General features: G+C 71.5%; 10 protein-coding genes. 7 read left to right on the forward strand and 3 right to left on the reverse strand.

Annotation, left to right across the window (positions count from 1 at the left end):
* Positions 1 to 164 precede the first annotated feature (164 nt).
* Entirely contained in the window at positions 165 to 1,790 is a 1,626-nt protein-coding gene (locus ACWD5O_RS36000) for a glycoside hydrolase family 43 protein (protein ID WP_450088051.1), read from the forward strand.
* On the opposite strand, the gene ACWD5O_RS36005 is transcribed toward ACWD5O_RS36000, so the two are convergent.
* Positions 1,699 to 2,550: an ABC transporter permease gene (locus ACWD5O_RS36005; protein WP_354968075.1), complete on the reverse strand. Its 852-nt coding sequence runs from the start codon at positions 2,548 to 2,550 to the stop codon at positions 1,699 to 1,701. The genes ACWD5O_RS36000 and ACWD5O_RS36005 overlap by 92 nt on opposite strands.
* Before the next feature lie 57 nt (positions 2,551 to 2,607).
* The gene (locus tag ACWD5O_RS36010; RefSeq protein WP_450088052.1) at positions 2,608 to 3,834 is read right to left on the reverse strand and encodes an MFS transporter; all 1,227 of its coding nucleotides are present in this window, start codon (positions 3,832 to 3,834) and stop codon (positions 2,608 to 2,610) included.
* A gap of 41 nt (positions 3,835 to 3,875) precedes the next feature.
* Between ACWD5O_RS36010 and ACWD5O_RS36015 the strand changes: the two genes are divergently transcribed.
* From ACWD5O_RS36015 to ACWD5O_RS36035, 5 genes are all read left to right on the forward strand, one after another.
* Complete coding sequence (locus tag ACWD5O_RS36015) at positions 3,876 to 5,036, forward strand: ROK family protein (protein WP_450088053.1); 1,161 nt, start codon at positions 3,876 to 3,878, stop codon at positions 5,034 to 5,036.
* The gene (locus tag ACWD5O_RS36020; protein ID WP_354968072.1) at positions 5,033 to 5,413 is read left to right on the forward strand and encodes a YccF domain-containing protein; all 381 of its coding nucleotides are present in this window, start codon (positions 5,033 to 5,035) and stop codon (positions 5,411 to 5,413) included. Before ACWD5O_RS36015 ends, ACWD5O_RS36020 begins: the two co-directional genes overlap by 4 nt.
* Positions 5,414 to 5,537: 124 nt before the next feature.
* The gene (locus ACWD5O_RS36025; protein WP_450088054.1) at positions 5,538 to 6,335 is read left to right on the forward strand and encodes an SAM-dependent methyltransferase; all 798 of its coding nucleotides are present in this window, start codon (positions 5,538 to 5,540) and stop codon (positions 6,333 to 6,335) included.
* 152 nt (positions 6,336 to 6,487) lie between these two features.
* Entirely contained in the window at positions 6,488 to 7,906 is a 1,419-nt protein-coding gene (locus ACWD5O_RS36030) for a WGR domain-containing protein (protein ID WP_450088055.1), read from the forward strand.
* A 55-nt stretch (positions 7,907 to 7,961) separates the two neighbouring features.
* On the forward strand, positions 7,962 to 8,888 hold the full coding sequence (locus ACWD5O_RS36035; RefSeq protein WP_450088056.1) for an acetamidase/formamidase family protein: 927 nt from the start codon (positions 7,962 to 7,964) through the stop codon (positions 8,886 to 8,888).
* Positions 8,889 to 8,933: 45 nt separating this feature from the next.
* Here the strand turns inward: ACWD5O_RS36035 and ACWD5O_RS36040 are convergent, their stop codons facing one another.
* Positions 8,934 to 9,839 (reverse strand): LysR family transcriptional regulator, encoded by a 906-nt coding sequence (locus ACWD5O_RS36040; RefSeq protein WP_450088057.1) that lies wholly within the window; start codon positions 9,837 to 9,839, stop codon positions 8,934 to 8,936.
* A 169-nt stretch (positions 9,840 to 10,008) separates the two neighbouring features.
* Between ACWD5O_RS36040 and ACWD5O_RS36045 the strand changes: the two genes are divergently transcribed.
* Positions 10,009 to 10,947 (forward strand): SDR family NAD(P)-dependent oxidoreductase, encoded by a 939-nt coding sequence (locus ACWD5O_RS36045; RefSeq protein WP_450088058.1) that lies wholly within the window; start codon positions 10,009 to 10,011, stop codon positions 10,945 to 10,947.
* Positions 10,948 to 11,293 lie beyond the last annotated feature (346 nt).

Raw genomic sequence — 11,293 nt, forward strand, 5'->3', positions numbered from 1 at the left:
GCCATCACCATGCCCACACTCGGCCAACCGCAGACAGAGATCAACTAATGCCCGAACGATCCATGATCAACCACTAGCGAAAGACCGAGGCTAGCGTAGTCAGGGCTTCCACAGCCACCGATCAGTAGGCCCGGAAGTTTCCGAAGCCGCCCAGAGGAGCCCTCGTGTCGACCGACACCGCTGCCACGGCGACCGCTGCCCGGTCGATCCGCAACCCCGTCCTCGCCGGGTTCCACCCTGACCCGTCGATCCTGCGCGTCGACGACGACTACTACCTGGCCACCTCGACGTTCGAGTGGTACCCGGGGGTGCGCGTACACCATTCGCGCGACCTCGTGCACTGGCGGACCCTGGACGGGATCATCACCGACCGTCGCCTGCTCGACCTTCGCGGCTGCGGGGATTCCAACGGGGTGTGGGCACCTGACCTGACCTACCACGACGGCGAGTTCCACCTCGTCTACAGCGACGTGGCCAGCTTCGCCAGCGGCTACTTGGATCCGCAGAACTACCTGGTCACCGCGCCTGACATCGCCGGCCCCTGGTCGGATCCGGTACAGCTGCACGGGCGCGGTTTCGATGCCGCGCTGTTCCACGACGACGACGGCACCACCTGGCTGTTGAGCATGAGCGCGGACTGGCGACCCGGCCGGGACCGCTTCGGCGGCATCGAGATCCAGCAGTACGACCGGATGGCGCGGGCTCTCGTCGGCCGACCCCGTCTCCTGTTCACCGGAACCCCGGTCGGGATGACCGAGGGTCCGCACCTCTACCGCCACGACGGCTGGTACTGGCTGATCACCGCGGAGGGTGGCACCAGTTGGGAGCACCAGGTCACCGTGGCGCGGTCACGGGAGCTGTTCGGGCCCTACGAGGTGGACCCGGACGGGCCGCTGCTCACCTCCGTCGGCCGACCCGACCTGCGCCTGCAGAAGGCCGGCCACGGCAGTCTGGTTCGCACTCCGGACGGCGGCTGGTACCTGGCGCACCTCGCCGGCCGCCCTTACTCGCCGCTGGGCAGCTGCGTGCTCGGCCGGGAGACCGCGATCCAGCGGGTGGACTGGCCGTCGGGGGGCTGGCCTCGGATCCCCGGCGGGGTGCCGGCGGAGGAGGTCGCCGCACCCGACCTGCCGGCGCACCCGTGGCCGGCGGAGCCCGCCACTGACCATTTCGACGCCCCGGAGCTGGGCCGCTGCTGGTCGACGTTGCGCCGGCCGGCCAGCGCGGACTGGCTCGACCTGCGCTCCCGTCCGTCGCACCTGCGGATCCACGGCGGGCAGTCGCCGGTGGGCCGGCAGAGCCCCAGTCTGGTCGCGCGGCGCGTCGGGGCGACGCGCTGCTCGCTGGAGACCGTGGTCGAGTTCGACCCGGTCGACCACCGCCAGCTCGCCGGAATCACCGCCTACTACAACACCCTCAACTGGCACCACCTCTACCTGAGCCGCGCCGACGATGGGCGGATCGTCCTGGAGCTGCTCAGCTCCGACAACGGGCGGCGCATCCCGTACCCCGAGCTGACCGTCGACGCCAGCGACGTCGCTCGCGTCGGACTGAGGGCGACGTTCGACGGGCCTGTCGTGCGCTTCGACTACGACCTCGGCGCCGGTTGGCGCCAGCTTCCGGTGGACCTGGACGCGACCATCCTGTCCGACGAGCACGCCGCGCTGATCATCGACGGGGAGCCGGCTGCGTGGGGTTTCACCGGAGCGTTCCTCGGCCTGTGGGTGCAGGATCTCGGCCGCGACGGCGCCTACGCCGACTTCGACCTGGCCACCTACCGGGAGCGTTGAGCCGCTGCGGCCCCGATCCGGCGCGCTGGAGCAGGCCACGGGCGACCAGGTCGACGGTGAGGACGACGGCGACGGCCTCGACGGCGAGGAGCCCGACGAGCACGACCAGCTGCGTCACACCGGCGGCGAGGGGGCTCGCCCCACCGAGCAGCACCCCGACGAACGCACCCGGCAGCGTCACCAGGCCCACCGTCCGGGTCTGATCGAGTGCCGGGACCAGCGCCTGTCCGGCCGCCGGACGGCACACCAGCAGCACGGCGTCCCGTGGCAGCAGGCCCAGGGCCAGGCCGGCCTCCACCTCACCGCGACGGCTGGTCAGCTCGTCCAAGGCGCGGCGACCGGCCAGCGAGGTGGCGGTCATCGCCCCGCCGATCAGGATTCCCGCCACCGGAATGATCGCGATGCCACGCGGCGGCACCAGACCCGCCAGCAGCAATCCCAGCACCACCAGCATGCTGCCCGCGGCGATCGGCGCGCCGGCCCACCATCCCTGGCCGCCGCCGGTGATGCGTCGGCCGGACGTGCCCGCCGCCACCACGCACATCAGGACGACGAACGCGGCCGTGGCCCAGAGCGACGACACGATGGCCGTGATCAGCAGCGACACGGCGCCCAGCTGGATCGCGGCACGGACGGCGGCGACCATGACCTCTCGACCGTGACCCAGCTTCCCCACGGTCACGACGACCGCCGCCACGAGGGTCAGGACCACCAGCGCCACGGCAAGCTTCGGGCCGACCACCAGCATCGTCGAGGACATAGGATCAGTTTCCCGCCGCGTTGACCCGGACGCGTGCCCACGTCCCCGCCCGGTGGGTCAGTGCGCGACGGCGACCGGTTCTGGTTCGCGCGCGCGTCGGTCGGCTGCGAGGCTGACCCCGGCCAGGACCAGACCGAGGACCGCCAGGGCCAGGCCCACCCGGGCGGGTGCGAGATAACCGAGACCGGCGGCGATGGCGACGCTGCCCAGCGCAGCGCCCAGGCTGTTCGCGATGTTCATGGCCGACTGGTTGACCGCGGCACCCATCAGCTGGGCTCCCGGGGCGACGGTGATCAGGCGCGCCTGCAGGACCGGGCCCAGATAGAGGCTGGTCGCGCCGACCAGGAACGCACCCACGAACAGGCCGGTGCGGGTCGACGCGACGAGGCTGAACACGGCGATGCTCGCGATCATCGCGACGAAGCCGATGATCATGCTCCGGCGCAGGTCCCGGTCCGCGAGCCAACCTCCCAGGGCGTTGCCGACAGTCATGCCGAGCCCCACCGCCACCAGCGCCCACGGCACCGTCGTCGCCGAAAGCCCGGCGACGTCGGTGGTGACCGGCGCGATGTAGGAGTCGACCGCGAAGAATCCAGCGAAGCCGACCGCCCCCGTCGCCGCGACCAGCCAGACCTGCGAGGTGCGCAGCGCCCGCAGTTCGGCGCCTGGCGAGCCGCCCGCCGCCGCGGCGACCTCCGGGACGACCGCCAGCACCGCCAGCAGGGTGAGCAGGAAGACCCCGGCGATGACCAGGTAGGCGACGCGCCACCCGGCGCCCTGCCCGAGCCGGGTGATCAGCGGTACGCCCACCACGTTGGCGATGGTCAGGCCGCTGAGCACGGTGGCGAAGCCCCGCGCCTCCTTGCCCGGACCCATCAGGGCCGCCGCGAGCAGGCCGGCCGCACCGAAGTACGCACCGTGCGGCAGCGCCGCGACGAACCGCGCCACCAGCACCAGGCCGAACGTCGGGGCTACCGCGGACGCGACCGTGCCGACCGCGAAGAGGACGAGCAGCCCGAGCACGAGCTTCTTGCGGGGTACGCGCGCGCTCAGGGCGGCGATCAGGGGCGCGCCGACGACCACGCCGAGCGCGTAGGCGGTGATCATCCAACCGGCCCGGGCCACCGCGCCCGACGACGATTGGGCGTACTGCTCGGGCAGCAGGCCGCGCGCGATCTCGGGCAGCAGGCCCATCGCCACGAACTCGGTCAGGCCGACCGCGACGCCACCCAGGGCCAGGGCGACGACCGCGGCCAGGCGTCGACCTCTGCTCAATCCATGCACGGAGAGAATTTAGCAACAGCGTTGCGTAATAGGGTGGTGAGATGACTCGCACCACAGCCGACGTGACGTTCCTGCGCGGCTACAACCAGGCGCTCGTCATGGCGGTGGGACGTACCGAGCGGACGTTCGAGCGGTCCACCGTCGTCAACGCCACCGGCCTGACCCCGCAGGCTGTCTCCAAGGTCATCGCCCGCCTGATCGCCGACGGCCTGATCCGGTCCGCCGGTGTCCGGCGCGCGTCCATCGGCAAGCCCGCGGTGGTCTACGAACTGGTCCCCGACAGCCGGTACGCCATCGGCGCCCACGTCGCCAGGCGCACTCTGCGGCTGGTCCTGGTCGACCTGGCCGGCACCGTGCACCACTCGGCGGTCAGCCCGCTACCCAGCGACTTCACCCCTGAGCAGCTTCTGCACACCTTGAAATCTGGCATCGACGCCATCACCAGCGGCAACGACCTCCGCGGCCGACTGACCGGCGTGGGGCTGGGCATGATCGGCCCGCTGGACCACGAGCATGGCCTGGTGCGTGACGCACACGGTCTGCGGCACTGGCACGACGTACCGCTGCGCGAGATCGCCGAGGCGTACCTGGGCCTGCCGGTGCATCTCGACAAGGACGTCGCCGCGGGGATCACGGCCGAGGCATGGCGTCATGGCGGGACGTTCGGCGACGCGGCCCTCATCATGGTCGAGTCGGGCATCGGCGGCGGCTTCTGGCTGGGCGGCGGCGCCCACCGCGGCGCACACACCAACGCGGGAGAGTTCGGCCACACGGTCGTCGATCTGGACGGGCCCCTCTGCGTCTGCGGACGCCACGGCTGCCTGGAGATCGTCCACAACCAGGCCGCCGACGCGGGAGACATCCCTCGCGCGGCACGCGTCCTGGCGGTCGGCGTCGTCAACCTGCTCCAGACACTCGACCTCGCCCACGTGGTGCTGGCGGGCGCGGATCTCCTGCGGCACGCGGACACCTACCTCGCCGCGGTCGAGCAGGCCGTCCAGGCGGACGCGCGGCGCAGGGACTGGCTCAGCACGGACGTGGCCCTGTCGAGCCTCGGCGCGGACGCGATCGCCGCGGGCGCCGCCATGCAGGTCCTAGACAACCAGTACGGCATTCCGGACCTTGCCCCGCTCGCAAAATCCAATCCGCCCCTCCCCCAGCGCACTGGCCGGTGGCGAGCGTCGCTCATGCTGGAACGGTGATTCGCTTCGTACTGAACGTGCTGTGGCTCATCTTCGGCGGTGGCATCGTGCTGGCGATCGGCTACGGCATCGCCGCGCTGATCTGCTTCGTCCTGGTCATCACCATCCCCTTCGGCGTCGCGTCAATGCGTCTCGCCGTCTACTCGTTGTGGCCGTTCGGCCGCACGCTGGTACCCAAGCCTGGCGCGGGTGTCGCCTCCGGGCTGGCCAACATCCTGTGGGTGGTGCTGGCGGGCTGGTGGCTCGCCCTGTCCCACATCCTCGCCGGCATCGCGCTCTGCGTCACGATCATCGGAATCCCGTTCGGCATCGCCAACTTCAAGCTCGTCCCGGCCGCGTTCTGGCCCCTCGGCCGCGAGGTCGTCGACACGCCGTGACCCACCCCCGCGACAGATAGCGCGATGCCGCGCCAGGCACCGTCGACAGTGGACGCACGGGTACGATGCCGGGCGTACCGCAGCGGCGGTCCACAGCCTGACGAACCTTCGATAGGAGCCTGGCATGGCCGGCCCGGATGCCGAACTCGCAGCGAAGCTTGAGCCCGAGGTGCCGCACGCGGCGCGAATCTGGAACTACTGGATGGGCGGCAAGGACAACTTCCAGTCCGACCGGGCGGCCGGCGACGCCGTGGCCGAGGTCTACCCGGAGATCGTCGTCATGGCGCAGCAGTCCCGCCGGTTCCTGGTGCAGGCCGCGCGCTACCTGGCCGCCGAGGCGGACGTCCGGCAGTTCCTGGACATCGGCACCGGCCTGCCCACCATGCAGAACACCCACGCGGTCGCCCAGGGGATCGCGCCCGAGTCACGGATCGTCTACGTCGACAACGACCCGATGGTCCTCGTGCACGCCCGGGCACTGCTGGCCAGCACGACCTCGGAGGGCGTCACCACCTACGTGCACGCCGACTACCACGACCCGGAGAAGATTCTCGCCGAGGCCGCCCAGACGCTGGACTTCGACCAGCCCATCGCGGTGATGTACATGGGCGTGCTGGGCTACGAGCCCGACCTGGCGGTCGTGCGCTCCATCGTCGGGCGGACGATGGACGCGACCACGTCCGGCAGCCACCTGGTGCTGTGGGACGGCACCAACACCAGTCCGGCGGTCGTGTCCGGTGCCGAGCGGTTGGCGGAGAGCGGCGGCGTCCCGTACATCCTGCGCAGCCCGGAGGATCTCGCCAGCTGCTTCTCGGAGCTGACCATGGTGGAGCCCGGCCTGGTGCCGATCCCGCTGTGGCGTCCGGACGACGCCGACGCCGAGGGAATCGACGCGTACGGCGCCGTGGCCCGCAAGCCCTGAATCGTCCCGACGCAGCCGGTCGGATCGGCCGGCTGCGTCGCGCCGGCGGGTGCCCGGCAGCCGCCGATCTTGTCGTAGGGCGCGGTTAACGTGTGGGCACTGTCGCCGCGCCGGCCACGTCGGGCCGTTCGCTGACCCCCTCGGAGGCCCCCATGCCGCAGGAGACGACCTACCTCGAACTGTCCGAAGTGGACGGAGCGCACAAGTTCTACGAAGTCGTCGTCGACGACACCACACTGACCGTGCGATACGGCCGGATCGGTGACCAGGGGCAGGTCAAGGCAAACGCCTATCCGGACAACGCCCGGGCTCGAGCGGCCGCCGCGAAGAAGATCGGGGAGAAGGTCCGCAAGGGGTACGCCCCGGCGGTCCCCGGCGCCCGACAGAAGCGCAGCGTCTCCAGGCGGCAGATCGTCAGCACCCGCTCCACGGCCCGCACCGCCCCGGTGCTCTGGCGCTACGACTCCGGTGCCCCCGCCTTCGGCATCTTCGTCGACGAGCAGCACTGCATGGTGGGCAACGAGCACGGCGTGATCACCACCCTCGGCCACGACGCCCGGGTGCGCGGTCAGGTCCGGCTCCCCGACGGGGTGAAGTGCATCGTCGCCGACGACGCCTGGGTCTACGCGGGCTGCGACGACGGCAACGTCTACGACCTCTCCGGCAAGGTGCCCCGGGTGGCGTACGCGATCGCCCCCGAGATCGACATCTACTGGCTGGACATTCACGACGGCGTCCTGGGCGTCTCCGACGCCGACGGCGGGATCGCCGCCGTCGACCACGAGGACGAGTTCCTCTGGCGCCGGCCCGGGCGGGGCCGCTCGGCCTGGATGGTGCGCTGCGACACCGACGCGCTCTACCACGGCCATTCCCAGGGGGTGACCGGCTACGACTGGCGTACCGGCCGCGAGCTCTGGCACACCACGACCGGTTCGGTGCTCTTCGGGTGGCAGGAGCGCGGCAGCGTGTTCGCCGGCACAGGCACCCGCGAGGTGGTACGGCTGGCCAAGGACGGCCGGGTCGAACGCCGCTACCGGTGCGACGCTCCGGTCTTCTCCTGTGCCACCGCCGAGGGCGGCCGGTTCGTGTTCGCCGGCGACAGCCAGTCCTCGATCTACTGCTTCGACGCGGCGGGCACCCGGCTGTGGAAGCTCGGCACCGGCTGTGGCTCGGCGTACTCCATGCAATACCACGGCGATCGGCTCTACGTCGTCACCACCGGCGGCCATCTGGCCTGCATCGACGCCAGCGAGTCGGCGATCCGGGCGGCCCAGGCCGGGGACGTGCCGGACGTGCTGGACGTCAAGGCGCCCCGCCAGGCGCCGCGGACCGCGGAGCCGACGGTGGTCGAGGTGACCAGCGACGCCGGGGCGGGCGTGGTCGTGCAGTGCCTGACCGACCGGGGGCGGATGCGCGTCCAGGTGATGTCCGACGGCTACCGGCGCGACTGGTCGGTGCAGTTTCCCAAGGGCATCCGCGAGCCCGGCGCCCGCTACCTGGTGACCGAGGTCCGCGAGTCGGGCCGAGGTGGGTTCTACCGGGCGTACGGCGACATCCGTCGGCTGCGCTGAGCTGCCGGGCGTTGAGGATCTACCCTGCCCCGGCGGCAGCAACTAGCCTGCCCGGATGCGACACACCCTCACACCGGGCGACGAGACCCTGCACGGTCATTTCTCCCCCGACCTCCCGCCGGTGCTGACCATCGACGCCGGTGACACCGTCACCTACCGCACCCTGGACTGCTGGTGGTCGGCCGGCCCGTACCCCGGGGGGCGCAACCGGGACCGGCCGCGGGTCCCGCAGCACCAGCCCGACCACGGACACGCGCTGATCGGTCCGGTTGCGGTCCACGGCGCCCGCGCCGGCCAGACCCTCGAGATGCGGATCGACGCGATCGTCCCGGCGGCCTGGGGAACCACCGTGGCGGGTGGCTGGCCGAGCGGCTTCAACGAGCGGTACGGCGTCAAGCAGGACGGGGTGGTGCACGACTGGGCACTGGACCCGGTGGCGATGACCGGCCGCAACCAGCACGGCCACACGATCACGCTGCGCCCCTTCATGGGGGTGCTCGGCATGCCGCCGGCCGAGCCGGGGCGGCACTCGACGGTCCCGCCCCGCCCCTGGGGCGGCAACCTGGACTGCAAGGACCTGACCGCTGGCGCCACCCTGCTGCTGCCGATCCCGGTCGACGGGGCACTGTTCTCCGTCGGGGACGGGCACGCCGCGCAGGGCGACGGCGAGGTCGGCGGTACCGCGATCGAGTGCCCGATGGACGAGGTGACGCTGACCGTGGACGTCCGCGACGACTTCCCGATCACCGGCCCGGTGGCCCGAACCGCGGACGCCTGGCTGACGCTCGGCGTCGGAGCGACCCTCGACGACGCGACCTTCATGGCGCTGGACTCGATGCTGACCCTGATGCAACGGCTGCACGGCGTCAGCCGTCCGGACGCCGTCGCACTGGCCAGCGTCGCGGTCGACGTACGGGTGACGCAGATCGTCAACCAGACCGTCGGCGCGCACGCCGTACTCCGCGACGACGCGCTGCGCTGAGGAGTGGCCCGTCCGGGGGCTCGCGTGTCACGGGGAGCGCGCTGCTCAGCCCGTCTCGGTGAGGTCGGTCGTTGCGGAGAGTTCGGTGACCACGTCCCGGAGCCGGCGCAGGGCGGGTGAGGCGTTGCCCGACAGCCACACCATCTCGGTGCGCGCGACGGCGCCGGTCAGCGGGACGAACACCACGCCCGTGCGGCGAAGGCTGCGTGCCGAGCGGGCGAGCCGGGTGACTCCGATTCCCGCGGCGACCAGACCGAGCAGGCTCTGCACGTTGGCTTCCTCCTGGACGATGTCCGGGACGAAGCCCGCTTCGTGGAACTGATCGTCGTAGGCGCGGTGCCAGGGTTCCCACGAGCTGCGCGGGGTCATCACCCACGGTTCGTTCGCCAGGTCGGCGAGCTTCAGCTCGGCGCGCTCGGCGAGCGGGTGACCCTCGGGCAGTACGGCGCACACCGGCTCGGTCGCCAGAGTCATCGAATGCAGGCCCGGGGTGAGCGGAGTCCGGGTGAAGGCGGCGTCGTAACGCCCTCCGAAGACCCCCTCGACCAGGGGCGCGATGGTGGTGGACTCGGTCGTCAGGCGAAGGTCGGGGAGTTGGTCACGCACGGCTCGGACCACCGGGGGCAGAAGGTGGTTGGCGACGGAGGTCAGAAAGGCCACGTTGAGGCTGCCAACCTCTCCCCGCCGGGCCCGTCCCACGACGGCGACGGCCTCCTCGGCACGGTCCGTCACGGCACGGGCCTCGGCGACGAACAGGGCGCCAATGTCGGTCAGGGTGGTGCCGCGGCTGTCGCGCTCGAACAGCCTCACCCCGAGGATGCGTTCCAGGGCGGTGATCTGCTGGGACAGGGACTGCTGAGCGATCATCAGGCGGGCCGCCGCCCGAGTGAAGCTCAATTCCTCCGCGAGCACCAGGAAATAGCGCAGTTGCCGCAGTTCAGGGGTGGTCACAGGGACAGACTGTAGCCATGCCAGGAAGCGTGTGTTGGGCGCTTCGAAGACCGCCGCGCAGGATGGTTCCTGGAGCGATCGCCGGGCGTACCCGTCGGGCCGAAGCACAGTTGCCGGCCCGATCGTCGCCCCCGGACACGAAACCACGAGCTATCTAAGGAATACGATCATGAATGCACAGCGCGTCACCACGCCTTTCGACGCCCGTTCCACCGCGGGCGACGTCGTCGCCGGCGTCGACCTCACCGGGCAGCGCGCCGTCGTCACCGGCGCCTCGTCGGGCATCGGTGTCGAAACGGCCCGAGCGCTCGCAGCCGCGGGTGCCGCGGTGACCTTGGCGGTACGAAGCGTGGACGCCGGCGAGCGGACAGCGGAGGACATCCGCGCCACCACCGGGAGCCAGCTGATCCAGGTCGTTCCCCTGGACCTCTCCGACCAGGGGTCGGTCGCCGCCTTCGTCAGCGCCTGGGAAGGCCCGCTGCACATTCTGGTCAACAACGCCGGGGTGTCGGCGACCCCCGAGACGCGGACGGCGGAGGGCTGGGAGCTGCAGTTCGCGACCAACCACCTCGGCCACTTCGCGCTCGCCAACGGGCTGCACCCGGCCCTCGCGGCGGCCGGCCGGGCCCGCGTGGTGTCGCTCAGCTCGATCGCACACGTGCAGGCGCCGATGGTCTTCGACGACGTCAACTTCCGCGAGCGCCCCTACGACCGTCTCCTCGCCTACGGCGAGTCGAAGACGGCCACCGCGCTGTTCGCGGTCGAGGCGAACAGGCGCTGGGCCGGCGACGGCATCACCGTCAACGCGGCCAACCCGGGCGCGGTCACCAGCAACCTGGGGCGCCACCTCACCGAGGAGGACCTGGCGCAGCTTCCGGCGTACGACTTCAAGACCCCGCAGCAGGGCGCGGCCACCTCCGTGCTGCTCGCGGCCTGGCCGCAGCTGGAGGGCATCGGCGGCCGGTACTTCGAGGACTGCAACGAGGCGCCGCGCTACAACCCCGAGACGCCGCTTGTGGGCGTCGCCGACCACGCGCTCGACCCCACGGCAGCCGAGCGCCTGTGGCAGGTGTCGCTCGACATGCTCGCCGACGCACAGCGCGGCTGACCGGAGCTTCCGGCCCGACCGTGCCGATAGTTCCGGCAGGTTTCCGGGTCACGCCCTGAGCCGAATCATGCAACAGCGTGATCGAGTCAGCGTTCACGGCAGCGGGCCGCCACCCTCGAGGCGGTCCGCACGCTGGCTCCAGCCTGGGATCGAGCGTCACGACGGGGATGATCCAGCATACGGCAACAGCAGCGCCCGACCACAGGTCCGCTCCTGCACCGCCGGCTGACACCCCGGACAACGACCGCCCTTCCGGACGGCCCATGACGCAGTCGTGGGGGGGGGGGGGGCCCGCCCCCCCCCCCCCCCCCCCCCCCGGCCCCCCCCCCCCCCCCCCCGGGCGCGG

It is taken from the genome of Micromonospora sp. NPDC005161, from assembly GCF_053599855.1.